This is a genomic window from Natronorubrum texcoconense, assembly GCF_900100335.1.
GTDB lineage: Archaea > Halobacteriota > Halobacteria > Halobacteriales > Natrialbaceae > Natronorubrum > Natronorubrum texcoconense.
Genome location: NZ_FNFE01000003.1, coordinates 83,703 through 104,750 on the forward strand (window position 1 = coordinate 83,703; position 21,048 = coordinate 104,750).

Genomic DNA, 21,048 nt, shown 5'->3' on the forward strand with positions numbered 1-21,048 from the left:
GGTAGATATAAGCGTATTGGAAGCCGAAACGGATGGAGTGAAAGGAACCGTGGCCTCGAGACGCGGAGTCCCTCAAAATTGGCCGCTGACCACCCTCAAACCGGTTGGTATCGAAGTCAGAGTCGGACCGGCACGCCTCGCTCGTCCAGATATCGTTTGGTTTCCTCGATCGAGTACTCGTCGAAGTGGAAGATCGACGCCGCGAGCCCGGCGTCGGCACCGGCCTCGGTGAACACGTCGTACATGTCTTCGGGACCGCCACAGCCCGAGGAGGCGATGACCGGCGTATCCACGGCGTCACAGACGGCCTTCGTCAGCGGGAGGTCGTAGCCGTCTTTCGTGCCGTCCTTGTCGATCGAGTTGACGAACAGTTCGCCCGCACCGCGGGACTCGGCCTCGCTGGCCCACTCGAGGACGTCGATCCCCGTCCCCTCGCGGCCGCCTTTCTTCGTACACTCGAACCAGCAGGACTCGCCGTCGATCTCGACGTAGTGCTCACCAGCCTCGTCGAAGCGCCGTCTGGCGTCGACGCTGATGACGATACACTGGCTGCCGAAGGCCTTCGCGCCGTCGTTGATGAGTTCGGGTCGCTCGAGCGCGCCGGTCGTGATCGAGACCTTGTCCGCGCCCGCGCGAAGCGTCTCCTTGATGTCGTCGGTGGTGCGGATGCCGCCGCCGACAGTGAGGGGAATAAAGACCTCGTCGGCGACGTCGTTGACGACGTCGAGCATGGTTTCTCGTCCCTCCGCGGAGGCGGTAATGTCGAGGAAGACGAACTCGTCGGCCCCGGACTCGTTGTACGCCTTGGCCATCTCGACCGGGTCGCCGGTGTATTGCAGGTCCTCGAAGTGAACGCCGGTGTAGACCGCCGGGTTCCCGTCCTCGTCTAAATCTACGTCGATACACGGGATGATGCGCTTGGTCAACATGTAGTCGTTAGCCGACCGTTCGCACCGAGGATAGTAAAGGCGTCTGCATCGAACAATTCCGACCGGGCCGCCCCGATCAGTCCGTGAACCGCGCCCGAAACGCATCGATCGCGTCAGGGAGGACGGCGAGTTCTGCTTCCCGACAAGCGTAGTCGCCGTACTCGTCCTGGATCGAGACGCTCGCTTCGGGATCGGTATCGGCGGCACGGTGAACGCCGTCGTCGATCCACGCGAGCGACTGCAGCGTTTCGGCGAGTGCGTACGCGCCGAGGGACGGCTGCGAAAGCTGCTCGCGTGCGGTGGTCGCAGCCTCGAGCGCTCGCTCACGTTCCTCCCGAATCTCGGCGACGGTCTCCGGCGTGGCCACCGCCCCGTCCGCGATCCGGTCACGAAGTCGCTCGAACGCCCGGAACTGCTGTTCGAACTGGACGGCACCGTAGAGTCCCGTTCCCAGGTTGCCCCCGTCTACGGCATCGCGCATCCGGTCTTGGGCGTTCAACACGTCCCTGCCGGCCTGCCAAAGTGTCCACTCCAGTTGCTCGTCTTCTAACTCTCCGACGCCGACCGCCTCGTACCACTCCTCGCCGTCCTGTGCCGGGAAGTCGACGGTCTCGGTACGGTCGATCGATCGCTCGAGAGCCGTTTCGAAGGCGGATTCGAGCGCGACTCCGTCGTCGAACGCCGCGTCGTAGCGCTCGTCGAACTGCTCCCAGACACCGGCCGTCGCCGCGCCGAACTCGAGGGTCCCCGCCGACTCGCCGATATCGAGGACGGTATCGCGCTGGTCTGCACCCGCTCGGCCGAGGCTCCGCTCGGCGTGCTCGAGATCCGCCTCGCGTTGGTAGAAATACAGCGCCCCCCGGAGCCGTCTCTCGTCGGTATCAGCGCCGCGGTACTCGACCCCCTCGAGTCGATCGGCGATCGCCGACCGAACCGCGTCGCGTTCGTCCCGGAGTTCGCCACCGAGTTGCTCCGTGTCCGCGTCGACAGCGAGCCACGTGACTGCGGCTGTGCGGGCTGTCTCGCGGACGTCTCGTAGCTCTCGAAGTGCGTGATAGCGCTCCGTCCGCTCCGCTTCGGCGGCTTCCCCGCGGGCGGTCGCTGATTCGGTTCGCTGCTCCTCGATCGTCTCCCGGACGACGCCGTTCGGAACGTCCTCGCGGCCGATCGATTCCGGGACCGCGGCCAGCAGTTCGTCGACGCGCTCGAGTTCGCCCTCGAGTGCGCTCGAATCGGGCTGGACCGGAACCGGCCACTCGATCGGTGGCTCCTCCTCACGCAGGATGGTGCCGACCTCGCCGGCAGGGAACGTCGTGGCGGTCTCGTCGCCGATCAGGGGGAGGTCGCTACAGCCGGCGACGGCGACGCCGGTGACTGCGCCGACGCCGGCGAGGAACTGACGGCGGTGGGATCCTGTGTCGTCTCGTTCGTGTCCGCCTCGCTCGTCAGATTCCCTCATTATTCGCTCCCCTCGTTGACGTCAGAGTCGACATCGGCATCAGCGCCAGCATCGGAACGAGTGGCTACGCCCGGCCCGTGACACGACATTCCTTCGGAACTGCCGCGACTCGAGGGCGACTCCTCGTACCGCCGGTTGACTCTGAAGACGACCGCTTCCATCACCGATTTATCTGCTTCACAGGGCGCGTCGGGGGGTTTGAGGTGCTGGCAGTAACGTGTCCGGAGACTGTCGCTCTCGGCCAGAATGCCTCGGACGCGGCGTTCGTAGCAGTCCTCGATAGTTCGCTGGTCGACGACGATCGTCTGGGTGTCGAAGTCGGTCGCATCGACGAACTCCCGAAGCTCTCGTCCGTCGTCGCTGTCGCCCTCGATCCAGAGCGCGTCAGCGTCGTCCTCGTCGAGCACCAACTGTAGCGTCCGCCTGTACCGTGAGGGAAGCCCGTCATCGTCGTCTTCAGCCGCCGAGGCCTCGTCTTCGCTCGGGTGAATGAAATGTTCATCGTCGCTCGAGCGTACCGTCAGTACCTCGTACTCGTGGCTCGATCTGTCCCTGGCTCCATCACTTTCGTCGAACTCGGTCGTCGAACTGCTTTCGCCTTCGCTCTCGTCGGCACAGCCGGCGAGTACCGCCCCGAGAGCGCCGCTGGTAGTGGCAAGAATCCGCCTGCGAGAGATCGTCCCGTTGGAGGGCATTACACCCCAGTTGTTGGCCTATTGGTAAATATTTCCTGTTGAAGCGACGGAGATGGACCAACCGACGACCTGGCGACCCGACGCTGGCTCCGTGTAGGTGTTTTTAAGGGGTCGAGACGCTAACGGACGGGTATGGCAGACGACACGGACCCAGCAGACGAACCGGATACGGCCGCCGACGTCGGCCACGACCTCGAGGCCGAACGGACGACCGCTCCGATGAGTGAGTTTACCGCACGCGAAGCGGGTATCGGCTTCGTGATCGTGTTGATCGGCGTCGCTATCGCGTTCGGGGTTCCACTGATCGCCGTCGCTCCCTAAGACAGAACGCGGTGCGGAAACGTGGTCGTTAGAAGACGTACTCGTCGTCGTGACCCATCATACCGTCGTCTTCGAGGCCGCCAGGGCCACCCTCGTCTTCGTCCATCGGTCCACTGGTCTTGTAGGCTTTAATACCGGTCGACAGGAGGTCCTCGATCGCCTCTTCGCGATTGACGAACTCGCCGCGTTCGACCATCTGGGCGATCTGCATCTCGAGGTGTTCCGGTATGGTGATCTCTACTTTCGGCATCTGATTCGGCTTTCGGCGAGGGGGTATTTAGGTTTGACGGGGACTGTACGGTGTCCGGAATTGGGCCACCGCGGTGGCTCTCGGCTGGCCGGCGAATCGTCGTCGTTGTACAGAATGTACTGCCCGTGTTGGGTGTGTTACCGCCACTGTGGGGACCATCGGAACACCGATCTACGAACGTGTCAGTATCGCTCGAGTGAAATCAACGGAGAAAACCGGGGGTCGTCAGTCGGTACGTGGGCCGGTGATTGCGTCTCGGTGCCACGATCGAAGCGGCGCGATCGGCGTCGGTATCGTCTTACTTGTTGCCCATCATCGAGTCGAACGCGTTCTTGAGCGACGTACCCGGCTGAGTGACCGTCTCGAGCTGGTTGCGCATCTTTCGCTGGTTGAAGTAGCTCGCGAACGCGAGGATGGTCGGCGGCCAGAGGCCGATGAAGGCGCCGAGCTGGCGCTCTCCGCGGATGAAGAAGTAGTAGAGCGAGAGCCCGACCGACGCGGCCGACGCGATGAATGCGGGGCCCATGGCCTCTTCGCTGACTTCTTCTGCTGTCTGTTCGCTTACGTCCCGTTCGGATAGCTGTTGTCTGCTCGCCATACACTGTGAGGGTGGTCGAGACTGTACTAAGGGGTGGCGAGGGTTTCGAGAGGAAGGGCGTGAATTGTGATGTCGACTCGACTGTTCCACTCCGTTCCAACCGCGGCGCCGTCCCCGAAAACCGGAGTTACGTGTCGACGATCGTATCACTCGAGTCGGGTGTCACCGAGCACGCGGCTCGAGCGGGCGGGAGCGGTGATCGAACGTCGCGCCGCCCAACACGACCGCGGAGACCGGTCGTCGTCGAGCGTCACATCTACGTCAGTCGGCACTAACACACGCGTATGACTAACGACGTCACCGACGTCACGGAGCTGTACCGGGAGTTCGGCGACGACCGACTCCCGTCCGGCCAGCGCGAGACCGAGGCGTTTCCCGTCCTCTCGAAGGGCCCCACGCCCGACTGGGACCCCGAAACGTGGGAGTTCACCGTCACCGGTGCGGTCGAGGAGGAACTGTCCTTCTCCTGGGAGGAGTTTCAGGCGCTCCCCAGTGAGACGCAGCGACAGGACTTTCACTGCGTCACCGGCTGGAGCAAGTTCGACTGCGAGTTCACGGGCGTCCCGTTCCCGGTGCTCGCCGAGCGAGCGGGGGTCATCGACGACGTCGACGAGCGAGGGTCGTCGGGCAACCCGACGGAGTCCGGTCAGGCCGTCCACGTGATGTTCTCCGCGCTGGACGGCTACACGACCGACCTCGCGCTCGAGGACTGCCTGCGCGAGGAGGCTCTCTTCGCGTGGGCGTACGACGGCGAGTCGCTCCCGCCGGATCACGGGGGCCCGCTTCGGGTCGTCACGCCCCACAAGTACGCCTACAAGGGGGCGAAGTGGGTCGACGGCATCGAGTTCCTCACCGAGACCGAACGCGGCTACTGGGAGAAACGCGGCTACTCTCAGACGGCGGACCCGTGGCAGGAAGAGCGATACAGCTGATCGATACCCGTTCGCCCCCACGCCGCCGTCCGTTTCTGTCGATCGGATACACCGTACGTTCCTGTCAACCCCCACACAGTGACCGGGATAGTTAGGCTGAAGGCACGGCAGTCCCGAACTGTGTTCGATGGACCAATCGTCGGGTGAGCGTCGACTGGCGGGTGAGACGGGGACCAGGCCAGCCGACGGTCCGACCACCCTCACCAGCCGGAGTCGCGAACTCGAGGACGTGTCGTTCGGCGCGATCGTCGGCACCACCACCGACTCACGTATTCTGTGGGCCACGCCGGACGGACTGGAAGTCGTCGGTCGCGGTGTCGCCGCTCGAGTCACCGCCAGCGGGCCGGAGCGTTTCGACCGGATCCGAGCGCAGACCGCTCGGGTGTTCGACGCGCTCGATCACGGTGGCCCTGCGGTCGCGCGACCCCGTGCGTTCGGCGGCGTTTCGTTTCACGACGGACACGAGTCCGGCCCGCCGTGGACCGGGTTCGGTGCCGCTTCGTTCGTCGTCCCGCGGACGCTCGTCGTCCGCAGCGACGAGGGCACTTGGCTAACGACCGTCGGAGACGATGCCGACGAGGCGACGGCTCGCCTCGAGCACTGGACCGAGCGATTGGACGAGATGCCGACGATGCAACCCAGCGGGACGGCGCCCGGCATCGACTCGACGAAACGGACGACTTCCCGCGAGATCTGGACCGAGCAGGTCGAAACCGCACTCGAACGCATCGAACGCGGCGCGCTCACGAAGGTCGTGCTCGCGCAGGCGCTGTCGGTCGAGCTCGACGAGCCGGTCGATATCCCCGGTACGCTCGAGCGCTTGCGTCGGCGGTATCCGAACTGCTATCGGTTCCTGATCGGCCACGAGGTCGGTGGAACGTTCTTCGGCGCGCCGCCCGAGCGGCTCGTCTCCAAACGCGGCGCTCGGGTCGAGACCGAAGCCCTCGCGGGTTCGGTGCCCCGAAGCGACGCCCCCGAAGAGGACGAGGCGTACGCGGATCAGATGCGCGACAGCGAGAAGGTACAGCGCGAGCACGGACTCGTCGTCGAAGCGATCCGCGACCAGCTCGAACCGCTTGCGTCGGCGCTCCGAATTGGCGACCAGACGATCAGGCGACTGGCGAACATCCAGCACCTCCAGACGCCGATCTCGGCGACGCTCGAGGGGGATCGACACGTCCTCGAGATCGTCGAAGCGCTGCATCCGACGCCGGCCGTCGGCGGGGTTCCGCCGGCGGCGGCCTGGGAGACGATTCGCGACGCCGAGACGTTCGATCGCGGCTGGTATGCGGCCCCGGTCGGCTGGTTCGACGGCGACGGCGACGGCGAGTTCGCCGTCGGCATTCGCTCGGGGATCGCGACCGAGGAGACGGTCACGCTCTTTGCGGGCAACGGCATCGTCGCCGACAGCGACCCCGACGACGAGTGGGACGAAGTACAGCTGAAGTTCCGCCCGATCCTCGACGAGTTGCGGTGAGACAATGTACGTACAGGTGATCCAGTGACCGCACCGAATCGCGCGACGCTGTGGGGCCGCGTCCTCGTCGACGAACTCGCGAAGGGCGGCCTCGAGGCCGTCTGTATCGCCCCCGGGAGTCGATCGACGCCGTTGACGGTTGCGTTCGCCGATCACCCCGACGTTCGCGTCTTTTCACACCTCGACGAGCGCTCCGCGAGTTACTTCGCGCTCGGGCGCGCGAGGCGAACCGGCGAGCCGACGGCGCTCGTCTGCACCTCCGGAACCGCGGCGGCGAACTTTCATCCCGCCGTGATGGAGGCCGATCGGGCTCGCGTCCCGATGCTCGTGCTCACGGCCGATCGACCCCACGAACTCCGCGACAGCGGCGCGAACCAGACCGTCGATCAGGTCGGCCTCTACGGCGACGCGGTTCGGTGGGACGCGGAACTACCGGAGCCCGAAGCCGAGGAGCGAAAAGTCCGAAGCCTTCGGACGACCGCAGCGCGAGCCTTGTCCGAGACGGGCGGAACCGATCCCGGCCCCGTCCACTTGAACTGTCCGTTTCGAAAGCCGCTCGAGCCGCTCGAGGTAGCCGACGCGGTCCCGAATTCCTTTTCGGAGACGCTGGCCGGCAAGGGACGAGACGGCGCGTTCGTCGAGACGAGTTCCGGGACGGTGACGCTCGAGGACGGCCAGTACCGACCGCTTGTAGCGGCGCTCGAGGAGGCCGACCGCCCGCTGATCGTCGCTGGCCCGGCCGATCCGGTCGACCTGCCCGAACTCGATCCCGACGCGGTCGTCGCCGTCGCCGAACGCGTCGGCGCGCCGATCCTCGCGGATCCGCTCTCGAGCCTTCGATTCGGCGATCACGTCCCGGGGACCGCCAGCAGTGGGCCCGTCTACGGCGGGTACGACGGCTATATCACCGATCTCCCGTCGCCGGACGTCGTCGTCCGCTTCGGCGCGTCGCCGACCTCGAAACCGCTTCGCCACGCCCTGCGCGACAGCGGGGCCCGGCAGTTCCTGCTCGATCCTGCGGGCGCGTGGCGCGAGGCGACGTTCACCGCGACCGACCTGCTCACGGCGTCGCCCGGGAGCGTGTTCGAGGGGCTGTGCGACCGACTCGCATCCGAATCCGACGACGGCGACCACGGAGCCACACCCGCACCGAACGACGACTGGCACACTCGGTTCGAGACCGCCGAACGTCGTCACTGGGACGTCTGCGACGACGCGCTCACGGCGGACGCACTCGAGATCGACCCCTTCGAAGGTGGGATCCTCGCGTCGGTGTTCGCGCACGCGCCAGACCCGGCTACCGTCTTCGTCTCGAACAGCATGCCGATCCGGGACGCGGATCGGTTCGGGCAGCCGCGAGCGGCGGAGCTGACGGTGCTCGCGAATCGGGGTGCGAGCGGGATCGACGGCATCGCGAGCACGGCGCTGGGTGCCGGGAGCGCGACCGACGACCCGCTCGTCCTCGTCACCGGCGATCTGGCATTCTACCACGATTCGAACGGCCTGCTCGCGGTCGAACGCTGCGACGTCGACGCCACAATCGTCCTGCTGGACAACGACGGCGGCGGGATCTTCCACAAACTCCCCATCGAGGAGTTCGAGCCGCCGTTTACGGACCAGTTCAAGACCCCCCACGGCCTCGAGTTCGAACACCTGACCGAGCTCTACGGCCTCGAGTACGAGCGCGTCGACCCCGTCGATTTCGTCGACGCCTATTGCGACTCGCTCGAGCGCGACGGAACGCAAGTGCTCGCCCTCGAGTTCGACTCGGAAGCGAGCCATCGACGGCGGGAGGCGCTCGAGGATCGGGTTCGTGACGAAGTTCGACGTAAGAGCGAATAACGCTCGTTACAGGGCAGTCGAATTTTCCGGCAAGTGCCAACCGCGGTTCTCTACGTGGTACTCGAGCCGCCGAATTGGTGCAGTGGCGCGCGCTGTCGGCCGTCCGAGCGAAACGAGGTTCGAGCGGAGTGAGAACCTCGGAAGGAGAACGGTGAACGGAGTGAACCGTGAGCGAAAGCGAGGGCGGACGATACTGACGTGCGAGGGATGAACGAGCGTAGCGAGTGAATCGGCTGGGGAGGACGTGGAAATCATCGCCGCCAGCGTGGGCAGGACACTTGATTTGGTCAAAAACCGATCCAGGTCTCGCACCCATTCATGGCCGAAGCGCCCACCAGAGCGCGACCGCGTAGCCGAAGGGAACCCAGGCGAAGCCGAGCGCGACCAGTCCGGTGATCGAGAACGCCGAAACGGACGCCAACTGATCGATCCCGAGCGGGAACAACACGCTCCAGAACCCGAACACCGCGGTCGCGATACGCGGTCTCGTGAGCAGATAGCCGACGAAGGCGAACGTGCAGGCGGCGACGATGGCGTTGATCGCGAGCGGAAACAGCGGCGTCACGCTCGCCGCGACGAACAGCGGGTACAGCAGCCAGAGACAGCCGATCGTCACCGCCGTCGTCTGCGGCATCGCCTGCCCCTCCCACTCGAGGTCGACCTCCCCCTCCCAGTCGTGGACGGTGTACCGAAAGCCCGAGGAAGCGTCGGCGTCGGACGCGTTCGATCCCGCGGACATCCCTGCGCCACTCGTCGACCCGGAAGCATCGGCCGCCCGGGTACCGGCAGTCGCTCCGGCGCTGGTCGCTCCTGACGCACCGGCCGCGGACGCCGTGTTGCTGGCAGCCGAGCCGTTATTCGCGGACGACTCGCGACTCGAGTCGCCGCCGCCCTCGGTCACGAACGTCCATCCGCCACCGGCTCGCTGTTGGGCCGTCTTCCGCTGACGTCTCGCGCGCTGGCGGGCGTGGTGACTTCCGCGTCGCCCGTCCCCGCGTCGATTACGGCCGTCAGACCCCCCACCGGTGCTCCCTCGCGAGGTGGACCCCGAACGGGTCGACGATGTCGTTTCGGTCTCCGAACTAGAGTCTGGCTCCCTGGTACTGTCGCCAGTTCCGTCGGACGCACTCGAGTCCGGAGAACTCGCCCCGCTCGAGCGCTCGGCGAGGCGAACGTAGGCGTCGTGGCCGAGGCGGTCGTACCGCGCTCGTTCGGTGCCGTCAGTAAGGACGGATCTGGCCGTCGAGACGCGTTTGAACTGGGCGGCGGCGTCGGGGGCGTCGTTGTGATCAGGATGGGTCTCGAGGACGCGCTCGCGATAGGCCGTCTGAATCTCGGCGCGGGTCGCGTCGGGGTCGACCTCGAGGATATCGTAGTACGTCTGCCCCATCGAGTGCGGTGGAGTTCGGAGCCCAGTCAAAAAACATCACTGATTGACCCATTGTCAATTAATCTGTTTGCTCTCCGAACACGGTGATTCACCTGATTGCGGCTCTTCGCTCCCACTCGAGCGGTTGTTTCTCAGTTCGTCGACTGACTCTGCTCCGCCAAATGAACTGTATATTGCTATATGGAATGGTGTCTAGCGTGCCCCCGCTTTCGGAGTACGTCGAACCGCCAGCGGACACCGTCGACGGTGGATTTTATCAGTCGCTGTGGCGGATTCGACGAATACGGTCCGTCACACCAATGGACGATTCGACACAGCCACTACCGGCCGATCAGTTCGATGCGCTCCTCGAGGCTGACAGCCACGAGGAAGCCGTTGCGTCCCTCGAACGGCTCACCACAGCCGATGCCGAGACGCGGAAGACGGCGCTTCGAGCGTTGCGTACGGGTGCCGAAACGAGGCCAGACGGACTCGAGCCCGTACTGAGCGCGCTCACGCCGTTTCTTACCGACGAGGAGCGATCGATCCGTCTGACGACCGCGAAACTGTTCGTGACCGCTGCCGAAACTGAACCGGAAGCGGCCTCGTCGCTCGTTCCGGTGCTCGCCGCCCGGCTGGCTGACGAGGACGAGTTCTACTACGTGCGGGCCCGTTCGGCGGAGGCGTTGGGTTACGTCGCGCTGGAAGCGCCGGATGCAGTCGCCTCGCACGAAGTGCTGGCGGATCTACGAATCGGGCTGTCGTTCGACGAACCCGAGGTGCGGGAGAAACTGGCGAAAGCGCTCGAGTACCTGGCGCTGGCCGACCAGCGTCGACTCCGTCACCACGTCTCGGACCTGACTCGGCACCTCGACGATTCGAACGAACTCGTTCGGTACCACCTCTGTACCGCCCTCGTTGCGATCGGCTCTACGTATCCGGACGTAGTGTCGGAGTGTACCACCGCCCTGGCTGATCGACTGGACGACGAGAGCCACTTCGTGCGGGGACGGGCGGTCGAGGCGTTCGGTCTGCTCGCCCGCTCAGATGCCACTGTGTCGGTACCGGACGTCACTCGAGCCGTAGAGCCGGACGTGAGTTCGAACGCGGACGACGAGGCCGAACAGTTCCTCCGTGACCGTGTTCGGTTCGCGACGCACGCGAGCGAGGAGGAGTCGATCGACATCGGCTCCGGCGGAATCGGGACGGTCGACGGCATTCGCGATCGAACTGACGAGATCGTCGATGCTATTACCAGCCCTGACGGCGACGAATGCCCCCACTGCGGGCAGTTGCTGCCCGAGGCGGGGCCGCCGATCTGTCCGCGATGTGGTGGTCCCCGCTGATGTGATGACGGTCTTAGGCCGACCTAAAAATCGGAACCGTTTTATCTTTTAGGTTGGCCTAAACCAATATGGCGGACGAACTCCGTGAAATCGACGTGTTGGTTCGACGAGAGTGCAGGATCTCCGAAACGATTGGCGACGTATCGCTTCCGCGACGTTCGGAACCCGCTGGAGCGCGTCACGAGCCACCGATCGGTCCGCTCGGCAGCTCCGTGGATACTATCCTGATCGACTCAGTCGATGTGAGTCCGCGATGAGTGGAACGCAACCGGATCTCGAGACGGATCAGGCCGAGCGGTCGGTATCGGACGGCACGCGGTTCCGGTGGCTCTTCGATCCGAAACTCCTCACGGTGGTGTTCGGGAGCCTCGTCGTCGTCTTCGTCGGCGCGCTGATTCAGGTGAGCTACGGCGCGTACTCGATGACGTTCGCCGAGGCGTGGCGGGCGGTGTTCAACCCGAACGTGTTGTTCAATCCGCAGGCGTGGGACGCGTTTTTGCTCGGCGAACCGATGCCAGACATGAGCACCGAGAGCCTCATCGTCTGGAATATCCGTCTTCCGAGGGTGTTCGTCGCGGTGCTGGTCGGCATGAACCTCGCCGTGTCGGGGGCGATCTTCCAGGCGGTCACCCGGAACGAACTCGCGAGTCCGTTCATTCTCGGCGTCTCCTCCGGCGCGGGGCTCATGATCTTGCTCACGCTCGTCGTGTTCGGAAGTCTAACGACGTTTCTGCCGCTGATCGCTGCGCTCGGCGGAGCCATCTCGTTTCTCATCGTCTACGTTATCGCCTGGAAAAACGGGACGTCACCGGTTCGACTGGTTCTGGCCGGCGTCATCGTCGGTACGGTTTTCGGATCGCTGCAGACGGGGCTGTTTTTCTTCGCGGACGACATCGGCGTCGTTCAGTCGGCTATCGCGTGGACCACCGGTTCGCTCACCGGCACCGATTGGGAGCAGGTTCGAATCGTGCTCCCGTGGACGATTGCAGTCGTCGTCCTCTCTATCGCCGGCTCGCGCCAGATGAACGTCCTTCTGTTGGGCGAGCAGACCGCGAAATCCCTGGGAATGTCGATCGAGAAAGTCCGCTTTGCGCTGTCCGGGGTCGCCGTCCTCGCAGCGGCGGCGAGCATCGCCGTCGCCGGCATCGTCGGGTTCGTCGGCCTTATCGTCCCCCACATGGTCCGGAACCTCGTCGGAAGCGACTCCAAGAAGTTGATCGTCGGCTGTCTGTTCGTCGGTCCGGCGTTGATGGTCAGTGCCGACGTGGGCGCGCGACTGGCGTTGAGTCCCACTCAGATCCCCGTCGGCATCGTCACCGGACTCATCGGTGGTCCGTACTTCCTCTACTTGATGCGAAAACAGCAGAATATGGGTGAGATCTAAATGGGACGCACCCTCTCCCGGGAGAGGACGTCGCACAGCAGTATCACCGTCGAGGGGCTCGTCGATCACGGCCGCTATCTCCATCGAGGCTTTTTCGAGACCGTCACTGACGCGGATCGAGAGGCGGTCGAGCGCGGTACCCACGAGGAACTGCTCGCGGGGGACGGCCTGTACGCCAATTTGTGGGGCGTACAAACCGGCGAGATCGACGATTTGCCCGAGACGTTCGTCGATACCGTCACTCACGGGACGATCGACGGCGACCGATCACTTTTAGGCCAACCTAAAAATCGGAGCGTTTATTATGTTTTAGGTGGGCCTAAATCCATGGGTAGAGAGAAACCGGCACGCGGGGAATCGACGCGGCGGGCGTTCGTCGCGTACGGCAGCACGGCCATCGGTAGCGGATTACTGGCCGGCTGTTCGGACATCGTCAATCAGAACGAATCGGAGTCGACGACGGAGACGGACGACGGCTCCTACACCGCGACGCTCGCGCCGGTCGGTACCGTGACGCTCGAAACGCCGCCGACGAGCGTGTTCACTCACTTCCCGTGGTTCCCGGACATGACCACCGCACTCGGTCGCGGCGAGAGCGTCAACTATCTCTGGTGGGATGGAACCGCGGCGGCCCTCGAGTACTTCACCGCCGGAATGGACGGCGTCGAAATTGCGTGGAGAGACGAACCGGGAGCGTACGGGTTCACGAAAGAACAGCTGTACGAACTCGACAGCGACCTCCACCTCGTGGACCCCGCCTGGGTGACGACACAGGACAACTGGACACGAGCTGACGTCGACGAGATCGCAACCAACGTCGGACCGTGGTTTGGGAACTACTACAGCTCCAATCACGCCACGCCGCCCGAGGAGTGGGCCGACGGCTACGAGTACAATACACTGTGGGAACTGTTCGACGGCGTCGCCAGCCTGTACGGCGAACGGTCGCGGTACGAAGCGTTCGCAGCCGTTCACGACGACCTCCTCGAGACCATCGAAGACCGGCTTCCGCCGGAGTCTGAACGACCGACCGTCGCGTACCTCTCTCTCGAGACGGACCTGTCCGCGATCCACGTGCTCCCGCTGAACGCTCCAGGATACTGGAACACCCACACCAGGCCGCTCGGTGCCGTCGACGCCTTCGGCGAGCAGGAGTTCGACGGGCCGTTCATCGAAGTCGATTCGGAGGCGCTGTTGGAGTCTGACCCGGACGTGATACTCGCACTCTGGACGGTCACGGAGACAGTCGACTTCGAACAGCTGGTCCGGAACCTGCGAGACGATCCCGTCGCAAGCGAGCTAACCGCGGTACAGAACGATCGGGTGTACGTCCAAGGAACGCGGTGGCAGGGACCGCTGATGAACCTCTTTCAGTTGGAGATGACCGCAAAGCAACTGTACCCGGAGCAGTTCGGCACGTGGCCGGGGTACGAGGATGGCGATGTCTACCCGGCGTTCGGTCCCGACGAACGACTGTTCGATCACCAGCGGGTCGCGGATATCATCACCGGGGAGTTCTGAACATGAGCGACGACACCACCAACACGACACACGAGACGCCGACGCGCAGAGACACGCTGAAATACGGCGGGGCGCTCGCAACCGGTGCCGCCCTCGCGGGCTGTTCGGAGTTAGTCGGACAGGACGGAGACGAGGCGGCTGAGACGACCGGGGGCGAATCGTACTCGGTGTCGATGGAACCGATGGGGAGCGTTGCGTTCGACCGGGTGCCCGAACGCTGGATCGCGTACGACGGCGGCTACGCCGATATGGCCGTCGCACTGGGGCAGGCAGCCGGTCTGGCGGGTATCGGTGGCGCGGATCGATACTACACCGCCGTCTACGACGAGCTCCCCGGCGTGACCGTCGACCGGGACGTCCTCGAGCAGTATCCGGAAGTCCGAACCAAAGAGGAGTTCTACGAACTCGAGAGCGACGTCCACCTGTACGATCCCCAGATGCTCGTCAACTGGTTCGATTGGGACGATGACGACGTCGAGGAAATCGCGTCGAACGTCGCGCCGTTCGTCGGGAATCTGATCTTCCGGCGCTCCGACGAGTGGCACGACTACCGCTACTACACGCTGTACGAAGCCTTCGAGAAAGTGGCCGAGGTGTTCCAACAGCAAGCGCGCTACGAGGCGTTCAGCGAACTGCACACCGAGTACATCGCGGCGATACAGGAGCGGCTCCCGCCGAGTGACGAACGGCCGACCGCGTTCCTCACGTTCGAGGGGGCCGACGAGCCGGAAGCGTTCTCGCCGTATCGACTCGACGACGGGGGAACGAGCAAGAAACAGTGGCGCGACCTCGGCGTCCACGACGCGCTTGCGGGGACGGGCACCGAGAATCTCAGCACCACGAACCGCGGCAAACTCGATTACGAGAACCTGCTCGAGGTCGACCCCGACGTAATTCTCGTCCGCGGGCACGAGCGAAAGTCCGCTACGGAGTTCCGCAACACCGTTCTCGAGTACATGCAGAGTCATCCCGTCGGGAGCGAACTTACCGCCGTCCAGAACGGACGCGTGTATCGCGGCGGCTACCTCAATCAGGGACCAATTCACAACTTCTTCCTGACCGAGCGAGCGGCGAAGCAACTGTTTCCCGAGGAGTTCGGCGACGTGACCGGCGACGAACGGCTGTTCGACCGCCAGCGGGTTGCGGACATCATCACGGGTGATCGGTGAATGCGCGCTCGAGAGTGGGCGATTGCGGGATCCTTCCGCGTGCCAGCGGACTACGACATCCCCGACCTACCGTCGTGGCGAGTTCGTCGCAACAAGTGTGGCGGGCTGGCGTTCGCCGACGGGGACGAGGAGCCGTTCATCGCCGCCGATCGACCAGTGACAGTCAGACGATAACGACAACCCATGATCGACGCCACCACCGACACGACACCTGAAAGACGGCTCTCACGACTGCACGAAGGCGAACAACGAGTCGACCGACAGCAGGCTGGAAACAGCACCAACGGACCCACCGAACCATGAGAGACGCTACTGAGAACGCGACAGCGATACTGACACGCAGAGAGACGCTGAAGTACGGCGGAACGATACTTACGGGGAGCGTCCTGGCCGGCTGTTCGGAGCTGGTCGGACAGGAGGATACCACCGAACGGACTGACACGGGCGGATCGTACGAGGCGTGCCTCGAGCCCGTCGGCTGTCTCTCCTTCGAGGACGTCCCCGAGACGTGGATGGCCATCACCGGACCCTGGGCCGATATGGCGATCGCACTCGGTCAGCGTGACGGATTCAAGCCCGCTGGGTGGTACGCGCCATCGTACTTCTTCGATCGCGTCGGCGTGTCGATGCCGTCGGACGTTCCGTCGCCCCTCTCGAACGGCTGGGACAAGGAACTGTTCTACGAACTCGATCCGGAGGTTATTCTCTGCGATCCGAACTACTTCCACGGGTCGGGCTTCGACGGCTCGTGGGACGAATCCGATACGCAGGAACTCGTCGACACCGTCGCACCCTTCTTCGGGAACAACATCGTGCGGCGGCGGGAGTTTCACACCTACGAACTCCCCTCGCTGTACGAGGCGTTCGACCGACTGGCCGACCTCTTTCAGGAGCGCGAGCGCTACGAGGCGTTCGCCAGTATCCACGACGAGATGCTGGCGGAGATCGACTCGCGGCTCCCCGCCGGAAGCGAACGGCCCGAAGTCGGGCTCGTGAACTTCGGATCCGCGCCGAGCGAGGGAACGTTTGCTCCGATGACGACCGAGGGGGAAGGCGTCGAGATGAAGACCTACCGCAACCTCGAGGTGGAGAGCACCTTCACGGCCGACCAGGGTGAGCTCGACTACGAGTCGATGCTCGAGATCGATCCCGAGATTCTCATCGTTCACGGCGGGGTTCGGCTCACGGACGACGACGGCGAGTACGACGCGTCAGCGTTCCACGAGCAGTTCGTCGCGCCGATGGAAGCCGACGCGGTAGGCAGTCAGCTCACCGCGGTTGCAGCGCGAAATATCTATCCGGGTGCACACTTCCAGCAGGGGCCGATCGTCAACCTCTTCCAGACGGAGCTGACCGCACGACTGCTGTATCCGGACGAGTTTGGCACGTTCGATCCGGAGAACTTCCCCGACGTTCCAGCAGACGAACGGCTGTTCGACCGCCAACGGGTTGCGGACATCATCAACGGGGAGATCGACCAATGAGCGCGCTCGAGTCCACGGGGGCGGAGACGGCGTTCGATCACGACGTCGTCGTGGTCGGCGGCGGTCCCGCAGGCTGTGCGGCGGGCGTCTTCACGGCTCGGTCCGGCCTGGACACGGCGATCTTCGACCGCGGACGCTCCTCGATTCAGCGCTGTGCCTACCTCGAGAACTACCTCGGCTTCCCAGCGGGGATCGACATCGAGACGCTGTACGGACTGATGCACGACCACGCCGAGACGGCGGGCTGTGAGATCGTTCCCGACCTCGTCGAGTCGCTCGAACGCGTCGAGAGCGGCGAGGGGTTCGTCGTGACTCCACAGGAGGGAGAGTCGGTCACCGCCCGGCGGGTGGTTGCGGCCACGCGCTACGACGGCGAGTACATGCGCGGTCTCGACGACGAGGCGGCGATGTTCGAGACCCACGACCACGACGGCGAGGAACACGAGCATTTCGACAAGAGCTACGCCGAAAGCGACGGGAGGACGCCGGTCGATGACCTGTTCATCGCGTCGCCGTACGGGGACACCGGCTATCAGGCGAGCATGGCCGCCGGACACGGCACGCGGGTCGGGATAACCCTCGTCGAAGACGTTCGACGAGAACGGGGCTTACCCGAACCCCTGGCGAATCACTACGACTGGATGCGTCGGGAGCGGGAACTCGACGACGAGTGGCGCGATCGGAGCCGATGGCGGGAGTACGTCGACACCCAACTCCCCGACGATCACGACCTCGAGGAGGCGCGACTCGAGGAGATACGTGAACAGGAGATCGACCGCCGGCTCGCGACCTATCTCTCCGACGACGAAATCGAACGGCGGATCGAGCACGGTCACAGGCGGCTGCTCGAGCACATCGAGGACGAGTTGATCCTCGAGGCGGCGCGCGAGATCGACGCCGAACGCGAAATGGGAGGCGAGTAGCATCACGCCCACCATCGAATCGTCGGCTCTCGAAACGCCGGACGACCTCGATCCAGTCGTCCACCCGTTCTCGGCGGTGAGGAACGCTCGCGTCTATACGTCGGGTGTCGGATGGTCGGGAGATCATCCGGAGCCGATCCAGTGACAGATGACCGGTGGCCCCCAGTACCTCCTCGTGGTCTTCCTCGTCGAACGACGGGACGGCCCGCCGGTCTCGTCCGGCGCCGTCGCGGATGCGCTCGGTCGGTCGCCCGCAGCGACGACGGAGATGCTCCAACGACTCGAATCGAGAGGGCTCGTGACCTACGAGCCGTACGACGGAGCGACGCTCACCGACGAGGGACGAGCCACCGCTGCAGAGCTGTACGAGGCCTACGAGACACTCTCGCGGTTCTTTCGCGACGTGCTCGAACTCGAGGAGTACGAGCGCGAGGCGATGGAACTCGCGGGAGCGGTCAGTCCAACGGTCATCGACCGTCTCGAGTCGACGCTTCTCACCGTCGGCGATTCGTCCGGAGAGACACGGGCGTCGCTTCCGTCCGCCCTCTCGGACTCCCGGTAGCGGCTCGCGTGCACCGCGGTCCAACCGGTACCGTCGGTCCGAGCCAAACCACACGCTTTTTGTTTTAGGTCTACCTAAACAATGGCAATGGCAACCGGTACTCGTTCGGATGGCGACCCTGACTCCGAACCGGCTCCGAACCACGGACCCGAGATCGCAGTCTGTGAAAGCGGCCCCGACACGCTGGTGTTCATCGAATCCGGGAACACCGAGGGATGGATCTCGAGCAGCCGTATCGTGGACGTCACTCGGTGAGTTCTGACTCCGGCGGACTTCTACGGCGAAAAATCGATACTTAAGCTGAAACGCTCGAGGCGAACCGACGGGACACCACTCGAGGCACGGCCTCCGTCCGAGGCGTCCGTGCTACTTCGTCGCGGACTCGAGGACCAGCGTGTCGTCTTCGAGGTAGTGTTCGATGTGGTGGGTGTGCTCCTCGATGGTTTCGAGTTGCTCACGAAGCATCTCTCCGGTCGCGTAGTCGCCGAGTCCCTCCGCGAGTTCGATGTGCTGTCGGTAGCTCTCGATGATATCGCCCATCATCTCGAGGTCGTTGGCGAGCGAGGTCCGGACGTCGTAGACGTCTTCGTCTTCGGGTTCGACCGTCGCGTTGGCCGCGAGGGTCGTCATACTGGCGTGTGGGACGCCGCCGAGCGCCTGCAGTCGTTCGGCGAGTTCGTCGGCCGCATCTTCGACGTCCTCGTAGACCTCCTGGAGGAAGACGTGGATCTCGAGGAACTCGGCCCCTTCGACGTTCCAGTGGTGCTTGTGGAGTTGGTGGTAGAGGACGTACGCGTCGGCGAGGTCGGTGTTGAGCGCGTCGACGATCTGTGCTGCCTTTTCGGTGTCGAGCCGAAGGGCGTTCGCTTCGACGGTATCTGCGGGCTGTCGGATGGTCTTTTGCGTGTTCATCACAGCTCATAGTCGGTTCTCTCACCTCTTATAACTTTTCAATTTACAAATATTTTTTCGTACTGCCTAAACCATCTCTCTCACCAGTGGAACGGCAACCCAGGATGGAGAGACTGTCGTCACTCTCGAAGCGAGACGGCTACCGGCGTACGACAGACCGGCCATCGCTGCGGAGCGGGTCGAATATCGCCTATTCGATCCGGGGACCCGTCTCGTCGGTCCGACCGGGAAGCTCGAGTTCGATCTCGAGTTCCGGCTCGTCCATCCCGTCGAAGTCGATCTCGAGTGCGACCGGGCCGCCGAACGCGAACGGGAGCACCCACTCGTCGTCGCCGATCGTGAGTTCCTCTTCGTCGCGGAGCTGTTCGCCGAGCGCGATCAGGAACTCGCCGGCGTCGCTCGCGTCGAGGCGGTATTCCCGTTCGAAGTTACGACCGGCGCGGATCGTCGTCCGCTCGTCGGTGTCGGATTGATCGGCTGTCATCGTCCGTGCTACACGACACCGACGGATATGGCGTTCACGGTGGTTCCGTTCCCATCGCAGCGTCTCGACACCCCAAACCGTTCGTCCGCCCACGCCCTCGACCGGCCTCGAGGCACGACGCGAACCTATTTCACGCGCTGCCCACCAAACACGAGCAATGGTTTCGGAACTCTTCGATGAGGAACAGTGGGAGCCGGTCGCCGACCTGAACGACGAGCTCGAGGACATCACCTATCACCGAGCGGTCGACGCCGGCACGGTCCGGATCGCCTTCGATCGACCCGCGGTGCGCAACGCCTTCCGTCCGGGAACGGTCGACGAACTGTACGACGCGCTGGACCACGCCAAGCGCCAGACCGACGTCGGCTGTATCCTGTTGACCGGAAACGGCCCGTCGCCGAAAGACGGCGGCTGGGCCTTCTGTTCCGGCGGGGATCAGACGATTCGCGGCGAGGACGGCTATCAGTACGAGGGCGACGAGGAACGGGCGTCGGAGCAGGGACGGCTGCACATTCTCGAGGTGCAACGCCTGATTCGACACATTCCGAAAGTCGTCGTCTGCGTCGTCCCCGGCTGGGCCGTCGGCGGCGGCCACTCGCTGCACGTCGTCTGTGACCTCACGCTCGCGAGCGCGGAACACGCGAAGTTCCTCCAGACCGACCCCGACGTGGCCAGCTACGACGCCGGCTTCGGCTCGGCCTACCTCGCCAAGCAGATCGGCCAGAAAAAGGCTCGAGAGGTGTTCTTCCTCGGGAAAACCTACTCAGCCGCAGAGGCCGCAGAGATGGGGATGGTCAACGAGGCGGTTCCACACGAGGAGTTAGAGGCGACGGCACTCGAGTGGGGCGAGCGCATCAATGCGAAGAGTCCGACGGCGATGCGGATGCTCAAGTACGCGTTTAACATGACCGACGACGGGATGGTTGGCCAGCAGGTGTTCGCCGGCGAGGCGACGCGACTGGGCTACATGACCGACGAGGCGAAGGAGGGCCGGGACGCGTTCGTCGAGGGCCGTGATCCCGAGTTCGACGACTACCCGTGGCACTACTGAGCGTAGCGATTTGATCGGTCACCGTCGCGTTCGGTTGTGAACATTCTGGGTCAGTTTTTGTAGCGAGTGTCTGTCCCCTCTTGAGGGACGTCTCCTCGAGCGTACTGCTCATGCTGGCGACAGTGAGTACCACGCCCTCCCCAACCGACTCACTCGCGTTGCTCGTTCATCCCTCGCGCAGTATCGTCATCCGACCTCGCCGTCGCTCGGTCGGAACGACAGCGCGCGCCACCGCAGAGTGTTTGACCGATCCAGGCAACTTCCTTCTCCAGTACTGCCCGCCGTTGCATTCGAGCACGCCCGCTCTATACCTTCGGCACGATCGCGGTAGCATCGTCAG

Annotated in this window: 22 protein-coding genes; 14 read left to right on the forward strand and 8 right to left on the reverse strand. The window is 64.2% G+C overall.

What is annotated here, in order from left to right; genetic code table 11:
- Positions 1–116: 116 nt before the first annotated feature.
- From hisF to BLT08_RS10900, 3 genes are all read right to left on the reverse strand, one after another.
- Positions 117–929: an imidazole glycerol phosphate synthase subunit HisF gene (gene hisF, locus BLT08_RS10890; RefSeq protein ID WP_090306393.1), complete on the reverse strand. Its 813-nt coding sequence runs from the start codon at positions 927–929 to the stop codon at positions 117–119.
- Positions 930–1,005: 76 nt separating this feature from the next.
- Positions 1,006–2,388 (reverse strand): hypothetical protein, encoded by a 1,383-nt coding sequence (locus BLT08_RS10895; RefSeq protein ID WP_090306396.1) that lies wholly within the window; start codon positions 2,386–2,388, stop codon positions 1,006–1,008.
- The gene (locus BLT08_RS10900) at positions 2,388–3,083 is read right to left on the reverse strand and encodes a hypothetical protein (protein ID WP_090306399.1); all 696 of its coding nucleotides are present in this window, start codon (positions 3,081–3,083) and stop codon (positions 2,388–2,390) included. Before BLT08_RS10900 ends, BLT08_RS10895 begins: the two co-directional genes overlap by 1 nt.
- A gap of 132 nt (positions 3,084–3,215) precedes the next feature.
- Here BLT08_RS10900 and BLT08_RS10905 point away from each other — a divergent pair, with 132 nt between their 5' ends.
- Positions 3,216–3,404 carry a DUF7550 family protein gene (locus BLT08_RS10905; protein ID WP_090306402.1) on the forward strand — a complete coding sequence of 63 codons (189 nt, stop codon included), beginning with the start codon at positions 3,216–3,218 and terminating at the stop codon, positions 3,402–3,404.
- 28 nt (positions 3,405–3,432) lie between these two features.
- On the opposite strand, the gene BLT08_RS10910 is transcribed toward BLT08_RS10905, so the two are convergent.
- Positions 3,433–3,654, reverse strand: a complete 222-nt coding sequence (locus tag BLT08_RS10910) for a ribbon-helix-helix domain-containing protein (RefSeq protein ID WP_006091440.1) — start codon at positions 3,652–3,654, stop codon at positions 3,433–3,435.
- A 298-nt stretch (positions 3,655–3,952) separates the two neighbouring features.
- The gene (locus BLT08_RS10915; RefSeq protein WP_090306405.1) at positions 3,953–4,252 is read right to left on the reverse strand and encodes a hypothetical protein; all 300 of its coding nucleotides are present in this window, start codon (positions 4,250–4,252) and stop codon (positions 3,953–3,955) included.
- A 284-nt stretch (positions 4,253–4,536) separates the two neighbouring features.
- Between BLT08_RS10915 and BLT08_RS10925 the strand changes: the two genes are divergently transcribed.
- The 3 genes from BLT08_RS10925 (at position 4,537) to menD (ending at position 8,503) form a co-directional block, all read left to right on the forward strand.
- Positions 4,537–5,184, forward strand: coding sequence for a sulfite oxidase-like oxidoreductase (locus BLT08_RS10925; RefSeq protein WP_090306408.1), 648 nt, complete (start codon positions 4,537–4,539; stop codon positions 5,182–5,184).
- Between the two features lie 127 nt (positions 5,185–5,311).
- Positions 5,312–6,661 (forward strand): isochorismate synthase, encoded by a 1,350-nt coding sequence (locus BLT08_RS10930; RefSeq protein WP_090306411.1) that lies wholly within the window; start codon positions 5,312–5,314, stop codon positions 6,659–6,661.
- Positions 6,662–6,685: 24 nt separating this feature from the next.
- Entirely contained in the window at positions 6,686–8,503 is a 1,818-nt protein-coding gene (menD, locus tag BLT08_RS10935) for a 2-succinyl-5-enolpyruvyl-6-hydroxy-3-cyclohexene-1-carboxylic-acid synthase (RefSeq protein ID WP_090306414.1), read from the forward strand.
- A gap of 316 nt (positions 8,504–8,819) precedes the next feature.
- On the opposite strand, the gene BLT08_RS10940 is transcribed toward menD, so the two are convergent.
- The gene (locus BLT08_RS10940; RefSeq protein WP_090306417.1) at positions 8,820–9,893 is read right to left on the reverse strand and encodes a J domain-containing protein; all 1,074 of its coding nucleotides are present in this window, start codon (positions 9,891–9,893) and stop codon (positions 8,820–8,822) included.
- Positions 9,894–10,192: 299 nt separating this feature from the next.
- On the opposite strand from BLT08_RS10940, the gene BLT08_RS10945 reads away from it, so the two are divergent.
- The 9 genes from BLT08_RS10945 (at position 10,193) to BLT08_RS22990 (ending at position 18,516) form a co-directional block, all read left to right on the forward strand.
- Positions 10,193–11,218, forward strand: coding sequence for a HEAT repeat domain-containing protein (locus BLT08_RS10945; protein WP_090306420.1), 1,026 nt, complete (start codon positions 10,193–10,195; stop codon positions 11,216–11,218).
- Between the two features lie 253 nt (positions 11,219–11,471).
- Entirely contained in the window at positions 11,472–12,602 is a 1,131-nt protein-coding gene (locus tag BLT08_RS10955) for a FecCD family ABC transporter permease (protein WP_090306426.1), read from the forward strand.
- Between the two features lie 327 nt (positions 12,603–12,929).
- Entirely contained in the window at positions 12,930–14,123 is a 1,194-nt protein-coding gene (locus BLT08_RS10960; protein WP_090307673.1) for an ABC transporter substrate-binding protein, read from the forward strand.
- 2 nt (positions 14,124–14,125) lie between these two features.
- On the forward strand, positions 14,126–15,292 hold the full coding sequence (locus BLT08_RS10965) for an ABC transporter substrate-binding protein (RefSeq protein ID WP_090306429.1): 1,167 nt from the start codon (positions 14,126–14,128) through the stop codon (positions 15,290–15,292).
- On the forward strand, positions 15,293–15,466 hold the full coding sequence (locus tag BLT08_RS22985) for a hypothetical protein (RefSeq protein ID WP_175529285.1): 174 nt from the start codon (positions 15,293–15,295) through the stop codon (positions 15,464–15,466).
- 125 nt (positions 15,467–15,591) lie between these two features.
- Positions 15,592–16,776, forward strand: a complete 1,185-nt coding sequence (locus tag BLT08_RS10970; protein ID WP_090306432.1) for an ABC transporter substrate-binding protein — start codon at positions 15,592–15,594, stop codon at positions 16,774–16,776.
- Positions 16,773–17,699: an FAD-dependent oxidoreductase gene (locus BLT08_RS10975; protein ID WP_090306434.1), complete on the forward strand. Its 927-nt coding sequence runs from the start codon at positions 16,773–16,775 to the stop codon at positions 17,697–17,699. Before BLT08_RS10970 ends, BLT08_RS10975 begins: the two co-directional genes overlap by 4 nt.
- Positions 17,700–17,847: 148 nt before the next feature.
- Complete coding sequence (locus tag BLT08_RS10980; protein ID WP_090306437.1) at positions 17,848–18,261, forward strand: metal-dependent transcriptional regulator; 414 nt, start codon at positions 17,848–17,850, stop codon at positions 18,259–18,261.
- Positions 18,262–18,348: 87 nt separating this feature from the next.
- Complete coding sequence (locus BLT08_RS22990) at positions 18,349–18,516, forward strand: hypothetical protein (RefSeq protein WP_175529286.1); 168 nt, start codon at positions 18,349–18,351, stop codon at positions 18,514–18,516.
- 111 nt (positions 18,517–18,627) lie between these two features.
- On the opposite strand, the gene dpsA is transcribed toward BLT08_RS22990, so the two are convergent.
- Positions 18,628–19,173 (reverse strand): DNA starvation/stationary phase protection protein DpsA, encoded by a 546-nt coding sequence (dpsA, locus tag BLT08_RS10985; protein WP_090306439.1) that lies wholly within the window; start codon positions 19,171–19,173, stop codon positions 18,628–18,630.
- A 190-nt stretch (positions 19,174–19,363) separates the two neighbouring features.
- Entirely contained in the window at positions 19,364–19,657 is a 294-nt protein-coding gene (locus BLT08_RS10990) for an amphi-Trp domain-containing protein (RefSeq protein ID WP_090306443.1), read from the reverse strand.
- Positions 19,658–19,814: 157 nt separating this feature from the next.
- Between BLT08_RS10990 and BLT08_RS10995 the strand changes: the two genes are divergently transcribed.
- The gene (locus BLT08_RS10995) at positions 19,815–20,708 is read left to right on the forward strand and encodes a 1,4-dihydroxy-2-naphthoyl-CoA synthase (protein WP_090306446.1); all 894 of its coding nucleotides are present in this window, start codon (positions 19,815–19,817) and stop codon (positions 20,706–20,708) included.
- The last annotated feature ends 340 nt before the right edge of the window (positions 20,709–21,048 follow it).

Excerpts from the sequence above, each read along its gene's own strand:
- hisF (WP_090306393.1), bottom strand. The coding sequence starts at position 929 with ATGTTGACCAAGCGCATCATCCCGTGTATCGACGTAGATTTAGACGAG.
- BLT08_RS10895 (WP_090306396.1), bottom strand. The coding sequence starts at position 2,388 with ATGAGGGAATCTGACGAGCGAGGCGGACACGAACGAGACGACACAGGA.
- BLT08_RS10900 (WP_090306399.1), bottom strand. The coding sequence starts at position 3,083 with ATGCCCTCCAACGGGACGATCTCTCGCAGGCGGATTCTTGCCACTACC.
- BLT08_RS10905 (WP_090306402.1), top strand. The coding sequence starts at position 3,216 with ATGGCAGACGACACGGACCCAGCAGACGAACCGGATACGGCCGCCGAC.
- BLT08_RS10910 (WP_006091440.1), bottom strand. The coding sequence starts at position 3,654 with ATGCCGAAAGTAGAGATCACCATACCGGAACACCTCGAGATGCAGATC.
- BLT08_RS10915 (WP_090306405.1), bottom strand. The coding sequence starts at position 4,252 with ATGGCGAGCAGACAACAGCTATCCGAACGGGACGTAAGCGAACAGACA.
- BLT08_RS10925 (WP_090306408.1), top strand. The coding sequence starts at position 4,537 with ATGACTAACGACGTCACCGACGTCACGGAGCTGTACCGGGAGTTCGGC.
- BLT08_RS10930 (WP_090306411.1), top strand. The coding sequence starts at position 5,312 with ATGGACCAATCGTCGGGTGAGCGTCGACTGGCGGGTGAGACGGGGACC.
- BLT08_RS10940 (WP_090306417.1), bottom strand. The coding sequence starts at position 9,893 with ATGGGGCAGACGTACTACGATATCCTCGAGGTCGACCCCGACGCGACC.
- BLT08_RS10945 (WP_090306420.1), top strand. The coding sequence starts at position 10,193 with ATGGACGATTCGACACAGCCACTACCGGCCGATCAGTTCGATGCGCTC.
- BLT08_RS10955 (WP_090306426.1), top strand. The coding sequence starts at position 11,472 with ATGAGTGGAACGCAACCGGATCTCGAGACGGATCAGGCCGAGCGGTCG.
- BLT08_RS10960 (WP_090307673.1), top strand. The coding sequence starts at position 12,930 with ATGGGTAGAGAGAAACCGGCACGCGGGGAATCGACGCGGCGGGCGTTC.
- BLT08_RS10965 (WP_090306429.1), top strand. The coding sequence starts at position 14,126 with ATGAGCGACGACACCACCAACACGACACACGAGACGCCGACGCGCAGA.
- BLT08_RS22985 (WP_175529285.1), top strand. The coding sequence starts at position 15,293 with ATGCGCGCTCGAGAGTGGGCGATTGCGGGATCCTTCCGCGTGCCAGCG.
- BLT08_RS10970 (WP_090306432.1), top strand. The coding sequence starts at position 15,592 with ATGAGAGACGCTACTGAGAACGCGACAGCGATACTGACACGCAGAGAG.
- BLT08_RS10975 (WP_090306434.1), top strand. The coding sequence starts at position 16,773 with ATGAGCGCGCTCGAGTCCACGGGGGCGGAGACGGCGTTCGATCACGAC.
- BLT08_RS10980 (WP_090306437.1), top strand. The coding sequence starts at position 17,848 with ATGACCGGTGGCCCCCAGTACCTCCTCGTGGTCTTCCTCGTCGAACGA.
- BLT08_RS22990 (WP_175529286.1), top strand. The coding sequence starts at position 18,349 with ATGGCAACCGGTACTCGTTCGGATGGCGACCCTGACTCCGAACCGGCT.
- dpsA (WP_090306439.1), bottom strand. The coding sequence starts at position 19,173 with ATGAACACGCAAAAGACCATCCGACAGCCCGCAGATACCGTCGAAGCG.
- BLT08_RS10990 (WP_090306443.1), bottom strand. The coding sequence starts at position 19,657 with ATGACAGCCGATCAATCCGACACCGACGAGCGGACGACGATCCGCGCC.
- BLT08_RS10995 (WP_090306446.1), top strand. The coding sequence starts at position 19,815 with ATGGTTTCGGAACTCTTCGATGAGGAACAGTGGGAGCCGGTCGCCGAC.